General features: G+C 72.7%; 12 protein-coding genes and 1 pseudogene. 8 read left to right on the top strand and 5 right to left on the bottom strand.

The features are described 5' to 3' along the window. The first annotated feature begins 30 nt into the window (after nt 1-30). Nucleotides 31-933 (top strand): NAD(P)-dependent oxidoreductase, encoded by a 903-nt coding sequence (locus tag ACLGIH_RS23415; RefSeq protein ID WP_416527231.1) that lies wholly within the window; start codon nt 31-33, stop codon nt 931-933. A gap of 26 nt (nt 934-959) precedes the next feature. Here the strand turns inward: ACLGIH_RS23415 and ACLGIH_RS23410 are convergent, their stop codons facing one another. Further along, entirely contained in the window at nt 960-1,742 is a 783-nt protein-coding gene (locus ACLGIH_RS23410) for a sulfite exporter TauE/SafE family protein (protein WP_416527230.1), read from the bottom strand. A gap of 178 nt (nt 1,743-1,920) precedes the next feature. On the opposite strand from ACLGIH_RS23410, the gene ACLGIH_RS23405 reads away from it, so the two are divergent. From ACLGIH_RS23405 to nirD, 3 genes are read left to right on the top strand one after another with little or no spacing between them, the layout of a single operon-like run. Then, nucleotides 1,921-3,138 (top strand): NAD(P)/FAD-dependent oxidoreductase, encoded by a 1,218-nt coding sequence (locus tag ACLGIH_RS23405; RefSeq protein ID WP_416527229.1) that lies wholly within the window; start codon nt 1,921-1,923, stop codon nt 3,136-3,138. Beyond that, entirely contained in the window at nt 3,138-5,762 is a 2,625-nt protein-coding gene (gene nirB, locus ACLGIH_RS23400) for a nitrite reductase large subunit NirB (protein ID WP_416527228.1), read from the top strand. The genes ACLGIH_RS23405 and nirB overlap by 1 nt, the downstream gene beginning before the upstream one ends. After that, nucleotides 5,759-6,109 carry a nitrite reductase small subunit NirD gene (gene nirD / locus ACLGIH_RS23395; protein WP_416527227.1) on the top strand — a complete coding sequence of 117 codons (351 nt, stop codon included), beginning with the start codon at nt 5,759-5,761 and terminating at the stop codon, nt 6,107-6,109. Before nirB ends, nirD begins: the two co-directional genes overlap by 4 nt. Nucleotides 6,110-6,255: 146 nt before the next feature. On the opposite strand, the gene ACLGIH_RS23390 is transcribed toward nirD, so the two are convergent. Continuing rightward, on the bottom strand, nt 6,256-7,182 hold the full coding sequence (locus ACLGIH_RS23390) for an oxidoreductase (RefSeq protein ID WP_416527226.1): 927 nt from the start codon (nt 7,180-7,182) through the stop codon (nt 6,256-6,258). A 180-nt stretch (nt 7,183-7,362) separates the two neighbouring features. Here ACLGIH_RS23390 and ACLGIH_RS23385 point away from each other — a divergent pair, with 180 nt between their 5' ends. Continuing rightward, complete coding sequence (locus ACLGIH_RS23385; protein WP_416527225.1) at nt 7,363-7,818, top strand: excalibur calcium-binding domain-containing protein; 456 nt, start codon at nt 7,363-7,365, stop codon at nt 7,816-7,818. Nucleotides 7,819-7,974: 156 nt separating this feature from the next. Continuing rightward, the gene (locus ACLGIH_RS23380; protein WP_416527224.1) at nt 7,975-9,132 is read left to right on the top strand and encodes an alkaline phosphatase PhoX; all 1,158 of its coding nucleotides are present in this window, start codon (nt 7,975-7,977) and stop codon (nt 9,130-9,132) included. 160 nt (nt 9,133-9,292) lie between these two features. Here the strand turns inward: ACLGIH_RS23380 and ppdK are convergent, their stop codons facing one another. Continuing rightward, entirely contained in the window at nt 9,293-12,040 is a 2,748-nt protein-coding gene (gene ppdK / locus ACLGIH_RS23375) for a pyruvate, phosphate dikinase (RefSeq protein WP_416527223.1), read from the bottom strand. A 607-nt stretch (nt 12,041-12,647) separates the two neighbouring features. On the opposite strand from ppdK, the gene ACLGIH_RS23370 reads away from it, so the two are divergent. Further along, nucleotides 12,648-14,495, top strand: coding sequence for an alkaline phosphatase family protein (locus ACLGIH_RS23370; protein WP_416527222.1), 1,848 nt, complete (start codon nt 12,648-12,650; stop codon nt 14,493-14,495). On the opposite strand, the gene dusB is transcribed toward ACLGIH_RS23370, so the two are convergent. Then, nucleotides 14,496-15,653 (bottom strand): tRNA dihydrouridine synthase DusB, encoded by a 1,158-nt coding sequence (gene dusB / locus ACLGIH_RS23365; protein ID WP_416527221.1) that lies wholly within the window; start codon nt 15,651-15,653, stop codon nt 14,496-14,498. Nucleotides 15,654-15,711: 58 nt separating this feature from the next. Continuing rightward, nucleotides 15,712-15,951, bottom strand: a pseudogene (locus ACLGIH_RS23360) (dihydrofolate reductase family protein); the annotation flags it as partial. A gap of 135 nt (nt 15,952-16,086) precedes the next feature. Here ACLGIH_RS23360 and ACLGIH_RS23355 point away from each other — a divergent pair. Beyond that, the gene (locus ACLGIH_RS23355) at nt 16,087-17,301 is read left to right on the top strand and encodes an NAD(P)/FAD-dependent oxidoreductase (RefSeq protein WP_416527220.1); all 1,215 of its coding nucleotides are present in this window, start codon (nt 16,087-16,089) and stop codon (nt 17,299-17,301) included. Nucleotides 17,302-17,472: the final 171 nt, after the last annotated feature.

Here is a 17,472-nt window from a genome sequence, read left to right as displayed (position 1 = left end):
GGAATGTTCCCGCGGCCGAGGCTGATCTCCATGACCGACCACGCATCCGCTCCCCGTACCGCCCCTTCGCTCACCCTCCTCGGCACCGGCGCCATGGGCGCCGCCCTCGCCCGGGCCTGGCTCGCCGCCGGACACCCCGTGACCGTCTGGAACCGCACCCCCGCCCGTGCCGAGACCCTGGCCGCCGAGGGCGCGACGGTGGCCCCGACCGCGGGGGCGGCGGTGGCCGCGAGCCGTCTCGTGATCGTCTGCCTGCTCGACGACGCCTCGGTGGGCGAGGCACTGGAGGGAACCGACCTGGCCGGGCGGGACCTGGTGAACCTCACCACCGGCACCCCGGCCGACGGCCGGGCCCGGGCCGCCTGGGCGACGGAGCGCGGCGCCCGTTTCCTGGACGCCGGGATCATGGCCGTACCGCCGATGATCGGGGAGCCGGAGTCCGGGGCGTACATCCTGTACAGCGGCTCGTCCGAACTCTTCGAGGAGCACCGGGACACCCTCGCCGTGCCGTCCGGCGTCCGTTACGTGGGCGCCGACCCCGGCTTCGCCGCGCTGTACGACGTGGCGCTGCTCAGCGCGATGAGCGGCATGTTCGCGGGCGTGTCACACGCCTTCGCGCTCTTCCGCCACGAGGACGTCGCGCCGAAGGAGCTGGCGCCGCTGCTCGGGTCCTGGCTCACCTCGATGGCCCCGGCCGTCCACCTGACCGCCGAGCAGTTGGAGAGCGGCGACTACACCCTGGGCGTCGTCTCCAACCTCGCGATGCAGGTCGCGGGCAACGCCACGCTGCTGCGCACCGCCGAGGAGCAGAGGGTGAGCGCGGAGCTGCTCACCCCGTACTTCGACCTGATGGCGCGCAGGCTCGCCGACGGCCACGGCGACGAGGACGGCACCGGCCTGATCGACCTGCTCGACCTGCGCCAGGCGGGGTGAGCCCGCCGGCCCAGAGCCGACGGGCCCTAGGCCAGCCACTGCTCGTACGCCAGGTTCGCCACCAGCGCGAACACCACCGTCAGCAGCACGATGCGGACGAAGCGGCTGCCGCGCTTCAGGGCGGTGTGCGCGCCCAGGGTGCCGCCCGCCAGGTTGAAGACGGCCATCAGGACGGCCAGTTGCCACAGCACCGCACCCTGCCAGGCGAACATGGCGAGGGCCCCCGCGTTGGTGCAGCAGTTGACGATCTTCGCGGTGGCGGAGGCGGTCACCAGGTCGAGGTGGAGCAGGGCGGTGAGCGCCAGCACCAGGAAGGTGCCGGTGCCGGGCCCGATCAGACCGTCGTAGAAGCCGATGCCGATCCCGGCCAGGCCGATCGCGGCGAGTTTCTGCCGCCGCGAGCCCGGGCCGGCGGCGGGGGCGGTGCCGAAGGACGGGCGCAGGATCACGAAGGCGGCGACGGCGAGCAGCACCACCATGATCACGGGCTTGAGGACCTCCGTGCTCATCCCGGCGGCGAAGAAGGCCCCGCCCGAGGACCCGGCCAGCGCCGCCAGCCCGATGCGTACGGCGGTGCCCACGTCCACCGGCGCCTTGCGGGCGTACGTCACCGCGGCGCCCGTGGTGCCGACGATGGCCACCGCCTTGTTGGTGCCGAGGGCGTGCGCGGCCGGGGTACCGGCGGGCAGCCCGAGCAGCAGGGCGGGCAGGAGCAGCAGTCCGCCGCCGCCGACCACGGCGTCGATCCAGCCGGCGGCCAGCGCCGCGAGGCACAGCAGGACGAGCGCGGTCAGCGATATGTCGGGCATGATCGCGAGCCTATGGAGGAGATGGATGGGGCGTCCATCGAGATGAGGGTCTCTTGAGGTTCGGCGCGGCGTCCGGGCCGGCCCTCACACCCGGCCCGCTCCCCCGCTGAGGGCAGCGTTCCCCGCGGGAAACAGACGTGATCCCACCGGGTAACACCGGCACCGCACGCTCGATGCCATGACCTCGAATACGCGTGTGGTGGTGATTGGCGCCGGCCTCGCGGGCGTGACGCTCGCCCGGCGGCTCGGCGAGCTCGGCACCCCCGCGCTGGTCGTCGGCGACGAGGAGCACCGCCCGTACAACCGGGTGCTGCTCGCCGAGGTGCTGGCCGGACGGTACAGCCCCGAGGTGATCGCGCTGCCGGCGCCCGCCGGGCTGCTGCGCGGCCGGGTCACCGGCATCGACCGGGCCGGGCGGACCGTCCGGTGCGCCGACGGCTCCGCGATCGCCTACGACACCCTCGTCCTGGCCACCGGCTCCAACCCCGTACTGCCGCCGCTGCGCGGCCTGTTCACCCCCGGCCACCAGCTGCCCGAGGGCGTGCACGCCTTCCGCACCATGGACGACTGCCTGGGCCTGTCGAAGGCGGTACGGCCGGGGGCGCGCGCGGTGGTCGTCGGCGGCGGACTGCTCGGCGTCTCCGCGGCCCGTGCGCTGGCCGTGCGCGGTGCGCAGGTCGTGCTGGCCCAGCAGGCCGAGCGGCTGATGGAGCGCCAGCTCGACCCCGCCGCCTCCGGACTGGTCCACCGGCACCTGACCGGCCTCGGCGTCGAGGTGCACACCGAGTGCCGCGTCCGGGACGTGCGCTGCGTCGCGGGCGCGGTGCGCTCGGTGGAGCTGGCCGACGGATACGCCCTCGACGCCGACCTGGTGGTGCTGGCCTGCGGTGTGCGTCCGCGGGCCGGCCTGGCCCGGGAGGCGGGCATCGCCGTGCACAAGGGCGTGCTCGTCGACGACGAGCTGCGCACCTCCGACCCGCACATCCGCGCCGTCGGGGACTGCGCCCAGCACGCGGGCACGGTGTACGGGCTCGCCGCGCCCGCGCTGGAACAGGCGAACGCGCTCGCCGCGTCGCTGGCCGGCGACCCCGGCGCCCGCTACACCGGCACCCGCTCGCTGACCCGGCTGACGCTCACCGGGCCCGACAGCCCCCTCGACCTCGCCGCGTTCGGCGAGACCGACCCCCGCCCCGGCGACGACGTCGTGCAGCTCGCCGACGCCACCCGCGGCACCTACCGCAAGGTCGTCGTCCGCGACGACCGCCTGGTCGGCGGGGTGCTCGTCGGCGAACTCGGCACCGTGGGCGCGCTCGCGCGCGCCTGGGAGGGAGCAGAGCCGCTCCCGTCCGGCGGCGGCCCCCTGCTCCACCTGCTCACCAATGACGGAGGCTCCTGATGACCGCCACCCTGGGGGGCACCCCCACCATCGTGCTCGTCGGCCACGGCATGGTCGGCCAGCGCTTCCTCGAAGCGCTCGCCGAGCGCGGCCTGACCGCCACGCACCGCGTGGTCGTGCTGTGCGAGGAGCCGCGCCCCGCCTACGACCGCGTCCAGCTCACCTCCTACTTCTCGGGGAAGACGCCCGAGGACCTGTCGATGACCGACATGGCCTTCATCGCCGAGCACGGCATCGAGCTGCACGTCGGGGACCCCGCCGAGACCGTCGACCGGGAGGCCCGGAAGGTCACCGCCCGGTCCGGTCTGGTCGTCGGCTACGACGTCCTGGTGCTGGCCACCGGCTCCTACCCGTTCGTCCCGCCGGTCCCGAACAAGGACGCCGAGGGCTGCTTCGTCTACCGCACCATCGAGGACCTGCTCGCCATCGAGGAGTACGCGCGGTCCCGGGCGAAGACCGGCGCGGTGGTCGGCGGCGGTCTGCTCGGCCTGGAGGCGGCCGGTGCCCTGAAGGGCCTGGGGCTGGCCACCCACATCGTGGAGTTCGCGCCGCGCCTGATGCCCGTCCAGGTCGACGACGGCGGCGGCGCCGCCCTGCTGCGCACCATCGAGGGCATGGGCCTGACCGTCCACACCGGCACCGGCACACAGGAGATCGTGACCGGCGCGGACGGCGCGGTCACCGGCATGAAGCTGTCCGACGGCTCCGAACTGGCCGCCGACATGGTGGTGTTCAGCGCCGGTGTCCGTCCCCGCGACCAGCTGGCCCGGGACTGCGGCCTGGCGGTCGGCGAGCGCGGCGGCATCACGGTCGACGAGCAGTGCCGCACGGTCACCGACCCGCACGTGTTCGCGATCGGCGAGTGCGCGCTGGCCGCCGACGGGCGGGTGTACGGGCTGGTGGCGCCGGGCTACGAGCAGGCGGAGACGGCCGCCGCGGCGATCGCCGCCGACGAGACCGAGCAGTTGAGGTTCACCGGCGCCGACCTGTCCACCAAGCTCAAGCTGCTCGGTGTGGACGTGGCGTCCTTCGGCGACGCGCACGGCACCGCCGGGGACTGCCTGGACGTCGTCTACTCCGACTCCCGCGCGGGCCTGTACAAGAAGCTGGTCGTCGGCCGCGACGGCACGCTGCTCGGCGGCATCCTGGTCGGCGACGCGGAGGCCTACGGCACGCTGCGCGCGCTGACCGGCTCGGTCCCGCCGGTCGCGCCCGAGGCGCTGGTCCTGCCCGCCGGCGCCGGGGCCCCGGCCCAGCTCGGCCCGGCCGCGCTGCCGGACGACGCGGTGATCTGCTCCTGCCACAACGTCACCAAGGGCACGATCCGGGGCGCGGTCACCGAGCACCGGTGCGCCACCGTGCCCGAGGTGAAGAAGTGCACCAAGGCCGGCACGGGCTGCGGCAGTTGCGTGAAGGTGCTCGGCCAGCTGGTCACCGCCGAGCTGGAGGCGAGCGGCGTCGAGGTCGACAAGGGCCTGTGCGGCTGCTTCGCCCAGACCCGCGAGGAGCTGTACGAGATCGTCCTCGCCCTGCGCATCGGCTCCTACCAGGAGCTGCTGGACCGGCACGGGCGGGAGAGCGCGCGGGGCGGCGACGGCTGCGAGGTGTGCAAGCCGGCGGTCGGCTCGATCATCGCCTCCCTGGCCCCGGCCATCGGCGCGAGCGGCTACGTCCTGGACGGCGAGCAGGCGGCGCTGCAGGACACCAACGACCACTTCCTGGCCAACCTCCAGAAGAACGGCTCGTACTCGGTCGTGCCCCGCATCCCGGGCGGTGAGATCGCCCCGGAGAAGCTCATCGTGATCGGCGAGATCGCCCGGGACTTCGGGCTCTACACGAAGATCACCGGCGGCCAGCGCATCGACATGTTCGGCGCGCGCGTCGAGCAGCTGCCGCTGATCTGGGCCCGGCTGGTCGACGCGGGCTTCGAGTCCGGGCACGCCTACGGCAAGTCGCTGCGCACGGTGAAGTCCTGCGTCGGGCAGACCTGGTGCCGCTACGGCGTCCAGGACTCCGTGCGCATGGCGATCGACCTGGAGCTGCGCTACCGGGGGCTGCGCTCCCCGCACAAGCTGAAGTCGGCGGTGTCGGGCTGCGCCCGGGAGTGTGCGGAGGCCCAGTCGAAGGACTTCGGCGTGATCGCCACGTCCAACGGCTGGAACCTGTACGTCGGCGGCAACGGCGGCGCGACCCCGCGCCACGCGGACCTGCTCGCGCAGGACCTGTCCGACGCCGAACTGGTCCGTCTGATCGACCGGTTCCTGATGTTCTACATCCGCACCGCCGACCGGCTGGAGCGCACCTCCACCTGGCTGGAGCGGATCCCGGGCGGCCTGGACCACGTCCGCGACGTGGTCGTCCACGACTCGCTCGGCATCTGCGACGAGCTGGAGGCGCTGATGGCCGCGCACGTCGCCCACTACCGCGACGAGTGGGCCGAGACGGTCAACGACCCCGAGAAGCTGGCCCGGTTCGTGTCCTTCGTGAACGCGCCCGACACCCCCGACCCGGTGGTCGCCTTCGTGCCCGAGCGCGACCAGATGAAGCCCGACCTGCCGCTGCTGAACATCGGTATGCGGCCGTCCGTCACGGAAGACGTCCTGGAAGGAAGCGCCCAGCGATGACCCTGGCACCCGAGACGACCGATCTGAAGGTCCGGATCCAGCTGACCGACGGCTGGTTCACGGCCTGCGACCTGAGCGCGCTGCTGCCGGGCCGCGGCGTGGCGGTGCTGCTGCCGGACGGCCGGCAGGCGGCCCTGTTCCGCGACCGGGCGGGCGGGCTGTACGCCATCGACAACCGCGACCCGTTCACCGGAGCGGCGGTCCTCTCCCGCGGCCTGACGGGCACCCACCAGGGCCGTCCGTTCGTCGCCTCGCCGCTGCTCAAGCAGCGCTTCGACCTGGCGACCGGGCAGTGCCTGGACGACGAGTCGGTACGCGTGACGGCGTACGAGGCGAAGGCGGCCTGACGCGCGGCATCCGCATCGGCGCCGCCGGCGGCACCGACCTGGTGGTGGACAGCCGGCGAGCGGGCGGTCCGGCCGCCAGGGCCTGTTGCGAAAGTGGCACCTGCCGGGCGACGACGCCGCGTCACCAACCTCTCCGGACAGCACACCTAGGCCGTCAGCGTCTCGTACGTCACCCCGGTCATCCGTTCGGAGGCGGCCCACAGCCGCTCCCCCATGGTGTCGTCGAGGGTCCAGGGCGCCCGCCAGGACGGTGCGGGCGCCCCGCGCCACATCAGGAAGGACGGGCCGGTGAAGGAGTCCGGACGCACCCCGGGCGCGGTCGCGGCGTACAGCAGGGGCAGGGCCCCCGCCTCCGCGGACTGGGCGAACATCCGGTTGGCGGCCCGCATGGCCCGCTCGGCGGTCCGGCGCCCCTCCGCGCTCGGCCCGGCGGTCTGGAGGTTGGTCGCCGCGTAGCCGGGGTGGGCGGCGGCCGCCACGACGTCCGGGGCGTGCCGCGCCAGGCGGCGCGCCAGTTCGTGGGTGAAGAGCAGGTTGGCGGACTTGGACCGGCCGTAGGCGGCCCAACGGCCGTACCGGCGGGTGGCGTGGGGGTCGCGCAGATCGACGTTGGCCAGCGCGTGCAGCGGGCTGGAGACGGTCACGACGCGGGCGGCGGGGGCCGCGAAGAGGGCCGGCATGAGCAGTCCGGTGAGGGCGAAGTGCCCGAGGTGGTTGGTGCCGAACTGGGTCTCGAAGCCGTCCGCCGTGGTCCCGTACGGCAGGGCCATCACCCCGGCGTTGTTGACGAGCAGGTCGAGGTGGCCGTACGGCAGGCCGCCCGCGAACTCCCTTACCGACCCGAGGTCCCCGAGGTCCAGCCGCCGGGTCTCGGCGCGGGCGTCCGGCACTTCCGCGAGGAGCCGCGCCAGCGCCGCACGCCCGCGCGCCTCGCTCCGGCAGGCGAGCACGACCCGCGCCCCCTTGCGCGCGAGTTCCCGTGCGGTCACGTATCCGAGTCCGCTGTTGGCCCCGGTGACGACGGCGACGCGCCCGTCCTGGTCGGGGATGTCCCGTACGCTCCATCCGGCCATCGCCGGCTCCTTCCCGACCGCCATCTCACTGCACCGCCTACCCCAGAAGCGGACAGCTACCTTCCGGTCACGTCACGTTAACATCACGGGTCGTTCATATCGCCGCCGCATCGGCAGCCCCTCAATACGTTCGTCACCTCACGTTCCGCACGCACACCGAACCGATCCGGGGGGATCTCCGTGCACCTGCTGCGCAAGCCCGTCGCCGTGGCCGTCACCGCCCTGGCCCTGGCCGCCCTGCCCGCCACCGCCGCCCAGGCCCACGACGGCAACCACCCGTTCGAGAACTGCACCGAGGCGTACGACAACGGGTACCGGGACATCCCCGCGGGCGACGAGCACTACGGCAAGCATCTCGACCGCGACGGCGACGGCACCGGCTGCGACAAGCCGCCGGCCGGCTTCGTCCCGGCGGACGACAAGGACGACTCCGGCAGCGGGCGGGACACCGGCACCGGAGCGGGCGGCGAGTCCGGCACCCCCGGGCAGTCCGGCACCTCGGGACAGAAGGACACCGACCTGGCGGCGACCGGCGGCGACGGCACCACCCCGTACCTCGCGGCGGGCGGCGCGGCCGTGCTGCTGGCCGGCGGCGGCCTGCTGGTGGCGGCCCGCAGGCGGCGCGGCACCAGCTGACGCCACCTCATATTCCGTCGCGGGCGCGTCCGACAGCTGTACGGCACCCCGTTACGGCATGTCCATGCCCTGTCCATCACGCTTCCCTAGGGTCCCTGATCGCGCGACCCCGCCGTCACCCGGCGGCGGGGCGGTCACGGCACTCTGGGAGTGAGAGTGGAACGTCGTACCCTCCTGCGGGCGGTCGCCCTCGGCGGCTCGTCGGCCGCGCTGGGCGGCACCCTGTGGCGCGGCGCCGCATACGCCGCCCCCGCCCAGCCCGGCACGGGCCCGTACGGCCCGTTGGGCTCCCCCGACGCCAACGGCATCCGGCTCCCCGCGGGCTTCACCAGCCGGGTCGTCGCCCGTTCCGGCCAGAAGGTCCCGGGCACGTCGTACACCTGGCACAACGCCCCCGACGGCGGCGCCTGCTACGCCGACGGGCCGGGCTGGATCTACGTGTCCAACTCGGAGATCAACCCGTCGGGCGGCGCGAGCGCGGTGAAGTTCTCGTCGACCGGCGCGATCACGTCGGCGTACCGCGTCCTCTCCGGCACCCGGCAGAACTGCGCGGGCGGCAAGACCCCGTGGAACACCTGGCTGTCCTGCGAGGAGGTGGACCGCGGCTACGTCTACGAGACCGACCCGTGGGGCGTGAAGGCGGCGGTCCGCCGGGACGCCATGGGCCGCTTCAAGCACGAGGCGGCGGCCGCCGACCCGGTCCGCAGGGTCGTCTACATGACCGAGGACGTCTCCGACGGCTGCTTTTACCGGTTCCGCCCGACGACCTGGGGCGACCTGTCCTCCGGCACGCTGGAGGTGCTGGTGGCCGGCTCGGGCACCAGCGGCCCGGTGACCTGGTCCCGGGTCCCGGACCCCTCCGGTGCGACCGCCACCCGCCGCCAGGTCTCGGGCGCCAAGCGCTTCAACGGCGGCGAGGGCTGCTACTACGCCGACGACACCTGCTGGTTCACCACCAAGGGCGACAACCGCGTCTGGCAGTACAACGCCGCCGCCCAGACCATCGAACTGGCCTACGACGACTCCCTGGTGACCGCGGGCACCGCCCCGCTGACCGGCGTGGACAACGTCACCGGCTCCGCGTCCGGCGACCTGTTCGTGGCGGAGGACGGCGGCAACATGGAGATCTGCGTGATCACGCCGAACGACGTGATCGCCCCCTTCCTGCGCATCGACGGCCAGTCCGGCTCGGAGATCACGGGCCCGGCCTTCTCCCCCGACGGCACCCGCCTGTACTTCTCCAGCCAGCGCGGCACGAGCGGCAGCTCGTCGGGCGGCATCACGTACGAGGTACGGGGTCCGTTCCGGTCGTAGCCCGCGCCGGACATCCACGCCGGACGGGCCGGACATGCGAAAGGGCGGCACCCCCCGCACGGGGTGCCGCCCTCTCTCCGTGGTCCGGAGCCGTCGCCGATCGGTGAGGGTGGTCGGGTGACAGACGACGGCTCCGGGGCTCAGTCGCCCCGCGAGGGGCTCAGCGGTGGTCGCTGCCCTGCGACGTGACCGCCGCACGGCCCGCCTCCAGGCGGGCGACCGGGATGCGGAACGGGGAGCAGGAGACGTAGTCCAGACCCACCTCGTGGAAGAAGTGGACGGACTCGGGGTCGCCGCCGTGCTCGCCGCAGACGCCGAGCTTCAGGTCGGGGCGGGTCTGCCGCCCCGCCTTCGCGGCGGCGGCGACCAGGGAGCCGACACCGTCCTTGTCGATCGTCTCGAACGGGCTGACGCCGAAGATGCCCTTCTCCAGGTACGCCGTGAAGAACGAGGCCTCCACGTCGTCCCGGCTGAAGCCCCAGACCGTCTGGGTCAGGTCGTTGGTGCCGAAGGAGAAGAACTCCGCCGCCTCCGCGATCTGCCCGGCGGTCAGCGCGGCCCGCGGCAGCTCGATCATCGTGCCGATGGAGAGCTTGAGCTGCGCCCCGGAGGCCTCCTCGACCTCCGCGATGACCTTGTCGGCCTCCTCGCGGACGATCTCCAGCTCCTGGACCGTGCCGACCAGCGGGATCATGATCTCGGCGCGCGGGTCGCCCTTGGCCGCCTTGCGCTCGGCCGCGGCCTCCGCGATGGCCCGGACCTGCATCGTGAACAGGCCGGGGATGACCAGGCCGAGGCGTACGCCGCGCAGACCCAGCATCGGGTTCTGCTCATGCAGCCGGTGCACCGCCTGGAGCAGGCGCAGTTCGTTCTCGTGCGGCTCCTGACGGGACTCGGCGAGGGCCACCCGGACCGACAGCTCGGTGATGTCGGGCAGGAACTCGTGCAGCGGCGGGTCGAGGAGGCGGACGGTGACCGGCAGGCCGTCCATCGACTCAAACAGCTGCACGAAGTCCTGCTTCTGGAGCGGGAGCAGCTCCTTCAGGGACTCCTCCCGCTCGGTCTCCGTGTCGGCCAGGATCAGCCGCTCGACCAGTTCGCGGCGGTCACCGAGGAACATGTGCTCCGTGCGGCACAGGCCGATGCCCTGCGCGCCGAAGCGGCGGGCGCGCAGCGCGTCCTCGGCGTTGTCGGCGTTGGCGCGCACGCGCAGCCGGCGCTTGCGGTCCGCGAACGCCATGATGCGGTGGACCGCCTCGACCAGCTCGTCGGCGTCCTCGGCGCCCGCGTGCATCCGGCCCTCGAAGTACTCGACGACCGGGGAGGGCACGACCGGCACCTCGCCCAGGTAGACCTTTCCGGTCGAGCCGTCGATGGAGACGACGTCGCCCTCCTCGACCACATGGCCGCCGGGGACGGTCATGCGCCGGCGCTTGGTGTCGACCTCCAGCTCCTCGGCGCCGCAGACACAGGTCTTGCCCATGCCGCGGGCGACCACGGCCGCGTGGGAGGTCTTGCCGCCGCGCGAGGTCAGGATGCCCTCGGCGGCGATCATGCCGTCCAGGTCGTCGGGGTTGGTCTCGCGGCGGATCAGGATGACCTTCTCGCCCGAGCGGGACCACTTCACGGCGGTGTACGAGTCGAAGACCGCCTTGCCGACCGCCGCGCCCGGCGAGGCCGCGATGCCCCGGCCGACCGTCTCGACCTTCGCGCTCTCGTCGAAGCGCGGGAACATCAGCTGGGCGAGCTGGGCGCCGTTGACGCGGGTGAGCGCCTCGGCCTCGTCGATCAGGCCCTGGTCCACCAGCTGGGTGGCGATGCGGAAGGCGGCGCCCGCGGTGCGCTTGCCGACGCGGGTCTGGAGCATCCACAGCTGGCCGCGCTCGATGGTGAACTCGATGTCGCAGAGATCCTTGTAGTGGTTCTCCAGCGTCTCCATGATCTGCATCAGCTGGTCGTACGACTTCTTGTCGATCGACTCCAGGTCCGCGAGCGGCACGGTGTTGCGGATGCCCGCGACCACGTCCTCGCCCTGCGCGTTCTGGAGGTAGTCGCCGTAGACGCCCTGGTGGCCGGAGGCGGGGTCGCGGGTGAAGGCGACGCCCGTGCCGGAGTCGGGGCCGAGGTTGCCGAAGACCATGGAGCAGACGTTGACCGCCGTGCCCAGGTCGTGCGGGATGCGCTCCTGGCGGCGGTAGAGCTTGGCGCGCTCGCCGTTCCAGGAGTCGAAGACCGCCTTGATGGCGAGGTCCATCTGCTCGCGCGGGTCCTGCGGGAAGTCCCGGCCGGCCTCGGTCTTGACGATCTTCTTGAACTTGGTGACCAGCTTCTTGAGGTCGGCCGCCTCCAGCTCGGTGTCGACCGCGACCTTCTTGGCCGCCTTCGCCGCCTCCAGCGCGTCCTCGAAGAGGTCGCCGTCGACGCCGAGGACGGTCTTGCCGAACATCTGGATGAGGCGGCGGTAGGAGTCCCACGCGAAGCGGTCGTCGCCGGCCTGCTTGGCCAGGCCCTGCACCGACTTGTCGGAGAGACCGATGTTGAGGACGGTGTCCATCATGCCCGGCATGGAGAACTTGGCCCCGGAGCGGACCGACACGAGGAGGGGGTTGTCGGCCTGGCCGAGCTTCTTGCCCATCTTCTCTTCGAGGGCGGCGAGGTGCGCACTCACCTCGTCACGCAGTGCCGCCGGCTCCTCGCCGCTCTCCAGGTAGACCTTGCAGGCCTCCGTGGTGATGGTGAAGCCGGGCGGGACGGGGAGGCCCAGGTTGGTCATCTCGGCGAGGTTGGCACCCTTGCCGCCGAGCAGGTCCTTGAGGTCCTTGTTGCCCTCGGTGAAGTCGTAAACGAACTTCACGCCCTCAACGCTTTCGCCGTGCTCAGCTACCTGGGGATCTTTGTTTTCCGACACGGGTCTCGACTCCTCGAGGACGCGGTGGCTGCCCTGACGGCGAGGAATGTACCCAGACCAAAGGCACCTGGGTACGTCTACTTGTGCGTCATGCGCCTGTAACCACTCGTCCGCCAGCGGATCGAAAGTCAAGGCTTGGCAAGTAACCGGACTACCATGTGTTCACTTCTTGAACGAATCAACTCCCGTGCGCGCCTCCCAGCGCTCAAACGAGCACTGTTTGTCACGTATGAGTTCGCTCGATGAACGATCAAGCCGTGGCACTCAGTGCCATTCTTTGAGAAGTGCATCCGCTCAGATTTCGCTCATCTGAGCGCTGCCCTTATCAGGGGTGGCGAGAATCACGCTGCCACAGCCGCCCGGATTTCACCATGCGGACGTGCCCCCGGACGGCGGACCGGACGGAAACCCGCCCGTCAGGGACCGGGCCCCCGAGCCGCGCGGCGGCGCCCCTCCGCCCCGGCACCGCCGCCGAGGAGGGAGTTCCGGCCAAATCCACCGGGCCGCGTTGAACGCAGGTCACCCATCGGCCGTACGGGGCTACGGCGGACCCGGTCCCCCACGCCGGGTCCGCCGTCCAACGGGTTTCGTACGGAAGGACCTTCGGGTGCCCGTCTTCACGCGCTCTCGTCAGCTGCCCGGCTCGACCGACAACGCCGCCACCGCCGCCGAGAGCCCGCCCGACGATGCGGACGCCTCGGCACGGCCCTCCCAGAAGGAGCGTCCTGCCCCCCTCCAGCACCGCCTCGCCGCCCTCCAGCACCGCCTCGCCCCTCTCCAGCACCGCCTCGCTCACCGGCTCGCCTGGCGCACCCGCCACCCGGCAGCCGCCCGCGCCCTGCGCCGGACCACCACCGTGCTGGCGGCCGCCCTCGTCCTCGGTGCGCTGCTGCTGCCCAACACCGTCGCCGCCCTGCGGCCCGACCGGTTCGCGCGCATCCCGGCGGAGGCGATCATCGCGGCGGCGGTGCTGCTGGCGCTGCCGCGCCGGCCACGGCTGGTGGCGGCGGTGCTGTGCGGGGCGGGACTCGGCGCGCTGACCGTGGTGAACGTACTGGACATGGGGTTCCGGGAGTACCTCGGCCGGGGCTTCAACATCGTTCTGGACTGGGAGCTGCTGGACGACGCCCGGTCCTACGTGGCGGACTCGATGGGCGGCACGACGGCGGCCCTGGCCACGGCCGGCGCCGTGGGGTCGGCGCTGCTGCTGCCGGTGCTCATGGCGCTGGCGACGGTGCGGATCGGCGAGCTGCTGGCCGCGCACCGGGACCGGGCGACCCGGGGCGCGCTGCTCGCGGGCACGGTGTGGATCACCTGCTCCGCGCTCGGCCTCCAGCTGTTCGGCACACCGCTGGCCTCCCGCCAGGCGGCCTGGGCGGCGGAGAACCAGGCCCGGCTGACCGTGCAGACCCTGCGCGACGAGGCGGCGTTCGCGAAGGAGGCGAAGAAGGACGCCTTCGGCGCCACGCCCGGCGACCAGCTCGTGCCCGACCTGCGCGGCAAGGACGTGATCTTCGCGTTCATCGAGAGCTACGGCCGCACCGCCCTGGAGGACCCGCTGATCGCGCCCGGCGTCGACCGGACGCTCGACACGAGCGCACAGGCGCTGACGCAGGCGGGGTACCGGGCGAAGAGCGGCTGGCTGACCTCGGCGACCTTCGGCAGCGGCAGCTGGCTGGGCCACTCCACGTTCATGTCGGGCCTGTGGGTCTCCAGCCAGCAGCGCTACCGTACCGTCACCGCCGGCGACCACCTCACCCTCACCGAGGCGTTCGCCAGGACCGGTGCCTGGGACACGGTCGGGATCATGCCGGGCGTGCAGAAGGCCTGGCCGGAGGGGGAGTTCTACGGCCTGGACAAGGTCTACGACGCCTTCGACCTGGGCTACCGGGGCCCGAAGTTCAGCTGGTCGACGATGCCGGACCAGTACGCGCTGGAGGCGTTCCAGCGCCTGGAGCACGGCAGGGAGCGGGACAAGGACCTGATGGCGGCGGTCATCCTGACCTCCAGCCACCAGCCGTGGGCGCCGATCCCGCGGATGGTCGGCTGGGAGGAGCTGGGCGACGGGCGGATCTTCGAGTCGGTCGAGCGGGCGGGCGAGGACGCGGACGACGTCATCGCCGACACGACCAGGTCGCGTGAGGAGTACGGCAAGTCGGTCCAGTACTCGCTCACCAGCCTCACCCAGTGGCTGGAGCGCTACGGCGACGACGACACCGTCCTGGTCTTCCTCGGCGACCACCAGCCGAGGTCCCGGGTCTCCGGCAACGACGCGAGCCGGGACGTGCCGGTGACGATCGTCGCCAAGGACCCGCGGGTGCTGGACAAGATCGACGACTGGGACTGGACGGAGGGCCTGCGGCCCGCCCAGGACGCCCCGGTGTGGCGGATGGACGCCTTCCGCGACCGCTTCCTGACGGCGTACGGCTCGACGCCGCACCCCTCCGGGGGCTGATCAGCCGCCGGAGGTGTCCAGTTCGGCGTCCTCGCCGATGCCCGCGCAGTCGTAGGGGTCCTTCAGCCAGCCGTCGGGCAGCACGACACGGTTGTTGCCGGACGTACGGCCGCGCGGGCCGTCGGCACCGGCCGGCCAGGGCTGGTCCAGGTCCAGTTCGTCCAGCCCGGCCCGGAGCGCCTCCAGCGAGGAGGTGACGGCCAGCCGCTTGCGCATCTCCGAGCCGACCGCGAAGCCCTTGAGGTACCAGGCGACGTGCTTGCGGAAGTCGACCACGCCCCGCCGCTCGTCGCCGAGCCACTCGCCGAGCAGCCGCGCGTGCCGGACCATCACGTCGGCGACCTCGCGCAGCGTCGGCTCCACGAAGGCGTCGTCGCGCCCCTCGAAGGCGGCGACCAGGTCCGCGAACAGCCACGGCCGCCCCAGGCAGCCGCGCCCGACGACGACCCCGTCGCAGCCGGTCTCCCGCACCATCCGCAGCGCGTCCCCGGCCGACCAGATGTCGCCGTTGCCGAGCACGGGGATCTCCGGGACGTGCTCCTTGAGCCGGGCGATGGCGTCCCAGTCGGCGGTGCCGCCGTAGTGCTGGGAGGCGGTGCGGCCGTGCAGGGCGATGGCGGTGACGCCCTCCTCGACGGCGATGCGGCCGGCGTCCAGGTAGGTGAGGTGGTCGTCGTCGATGCCCTTGCGCATCTTCATGGTCACCGGCAGGTCGCCGGCCCCGCTGACGGCCTCCCGCAGGATGGCCCGCAGCAGGTTCCGCTTGTAGGGCAGGGCCGAGCCGCCGCCCTTCCTCGTCACCTTCGGCACCGGGCAGCCGAAGTTCAGGTCGATGTGGTCGGCGAGGTCCTCCTCCGCGATCATGCGGACGGCCTTGCCGACGGTCACCGGGTCGACGCCGTACAGCTGGATCGACCGCGGGCGCTCGCTCGCGTCGAACTTGATCAGCTGCATCGTCTTGTCGTTCCGCTCGACCAGGGCCCGCGTCGTGATCATCTCGCTGACGTACAGCCCCTTGCCGGCGCTGAACTCCCGGCACAGGGTGCGGAAGGGCGCGTTGGTGATCCCGGCCATGGGGGCGAGGACGACGGGCGGCTGGACGGTGTGCGGACCGATCCTCAGCGACGGGTGCGTGGTGGGCGCGGACGGCGTGGACATTCCTCCATTGTGCCCGCACCGGGAACCGTGCTCGGTGCCCGGTGCGGTGCGGGGGATGTCACTTCCGCCAGAACAGGTGGTGGGACACACCGCTCGGGCTGGGCACGACGTCGCGGTGGAAGCGGTCGAGCAGCTCGTCGGGGGACTCCCACAGGCGGGACCCGGCGCCGAGCTTCACCGGTGAGACCGCCACGTGCAGGGTGTCCACGAGGTCGGCCTCGAGGAACTCCCGGATGGTGGTGGCCCCGCCGCCGAGCCGGACGTCCTTGCCCTGCGCCGCCTCCCGGGCTTGTTCCAGAAAGAACTCATCGCTTGCGCGTGGAGGTGTGCACGAGGGCGAAGCCCCGTCGGATGTGATTGGCCTCACCTTGGTGTCACATTCCCCGGCCCCCCGGTGTCTTGAGGCCGAACCCCTCGGGAGACAGGAGACACCATGGCTGAGAAGAACACCGACGTGGTCGTGATCGGCGGCGGGTACTCCGGCGTGATGGCGGCCAACCGTCTGACGCGCCGCGACGACGTCACCGTGACCCTGATCAACCCGCGTCCCACCTTCGTCCACCGGGTCCGGCTGCACCAGCTGGTGGGCGGGTCCGACGACGCGGTCGTCGACTACCGGGAGGTCCTGAGCGAGCGCGTCCGGCTGGTCGTCGACACCGTGACCCGGATCGACGCGGCCGGGCGCAGTGTGACGCCGGCGACCGGTGACACGGTGGGCTACGACTACCTGGTCTACGCCGTGGGCAGCGGCAGCGCCGACCCGAGCGTGCCGGGAGCGGCGGAGTTCGCCCACCCGATCGCCGCCCTGGAGGAGGCGCGGCGACTGCGGCCGGTCCTCGACGCCACGCCGGCCACGGCCGCGGTGACGGTGGTCGGGGCCGGCCCGAGCGGCATCGAGACCGCCGCCGAGCTGGCGGAGACCGGCCGGGCCGTGACCCTGGTCTGCGGTGGGCCGCTCGGCCCGTACCTGCACCCGCGGGGGCGGCGCTCGGTGGCCCGGCGGCTGGCCGGACTCGGGGTGACCGTCCTGGACGGCAGCGACACGCGGGTGACGGCCGTGACCCGCGACGCCGTGCGGCTCGCCGACGGCCGCGAGCTGCCGAGCGCGGTGACCGTCTGGACCGCCGGATTCGGCGTGCCGGACCTGGCCGCGCGCAGCGGGCTGACCACCGACACCCTGGGCCGGCTGCTCACGGACGAGACGCTGACGAGCGTGGACGACCCGCGCATCGTCGCGGCCGGGGATTCCGCCGCACCGTCCGGCCTGCCGCTGCGGATGAGCTGCCAGGCCGCGATCCCCCTGGGCGCACGGGCCGCCGACACGGTGTTGAGCCGGATCGAGGGCGAGCAGCCCTCGGCCCTCAACCAGGTGTTCGCCGGCCAGTGCATCAGCCTGGGCCGACGCGCCGGCATCTTCCAGTTCGCCCACCGGTACGACGTCGCGGTGGGGTTCCACATCGGCGGCCGCCCCGGCGCAAAGCTCAAGGAGAAGGTGTGCCAGGGCATCATCAAGCACCTGGGCGAAGAGGCGCACAAGCCCGGCTCGTACGGCCTGCACCGCGTGCCGGGAGGCGCCAAGCGGCGGCAGCTGCTGGCGGCCGGGCACGGCGGCGCCCCGGCCGGCGCCGGGGCGAGGACCACCCCGTGAGCCTCAGCCCGGACCGCGTGTGCCGGGGGCGGCGGCACGCCGGCCATGGCGCCGGTGACCGGCGCCCGCCGGGTACCGCCCCCCGCCGGTGCGACGATCACTCGCGGCACCCCGCGCGGGGCCGCCACGGCCTGCGGCCCTTCACCGGGCGAGGAAGACCACGGAGCGAGA

It is taken from the genome of Streptomyces hamibioticus (assembly GCF_047946815.1).
Taxonomy (GTDB): Bacteria; Actinomycetota; Actinomycetes; order Streptomycetales; family Streptomycetaceae; genus Streptomyces.
This window is presented reverse-complemented; position numbering and strand designations above follow the sequence as displayed.